The sequence below is a fragment of the Vibrio sp. 1288 genome (genome assembly GCF_033344475.1).
On record NZ_JAWPOX010001126.1, the window covers coordinates 1 to 518 of the forward strand.

Consider the following 518-nt stretch of genomic DNA (forward strand, 5'->3'; position numbering starts at 1 on the left):
TTTTTTCGTTTATGGTACAAAAGTAACGACGTTGAGCTTTGAAACCTGCTCAATTTTAATCGCTTATAAATCAAACGAGGGCGCATGGAAGATCAATATGGCGTATGCGATAGCAGTCAGAGTGAAATAGAAAACCCGTTGCTTTGGCCAATGCTTGAGATTCTCAAAAAGCAACCGTCTGGTTGGAAAGTACACACCTTGGCCAGCAAGCTCAGTGAGCGCGGTTACATTAACCAGCTTGACCCCTCGCCAGATAAAGACTTATTCAAAAGAAACTTTCTGATAATGAATGCGCTGTATCAACTGCAAGAGACGCTCTTTCCGGACAGTTGGTTGCAAGTAGAAGCGATGGATATCATGTTGATGTCAGCATTAGAAGCGAGTAGAAATAGCGTCGATCCAAACGATCCTTTGCGACAATACTATTTGGATTGGAGCCATTATGAAGCGAACAAAGATGAAGTTCGTCGATTACTCAATGAGTTTTGGAGTCGTTATCAACGCTTTGTCGGCGGCGC

At 43.2% G+C, this 518-nt stretch carries 1 protein-coding gene; it reads left to right on the forward strand.

Going from position 1 to position 518, the window contains the following annotated elements:
- Positions 1 to 84: 84 nt before the first annotated feature.
- Positions 85 to 518: DNA-J related domain-containing protein (locus R8O11_RS31260; RefSeq protein WP_318195397.1), on the forward strand; the 434-nt coding region annotated here is incomplete at its 3' end.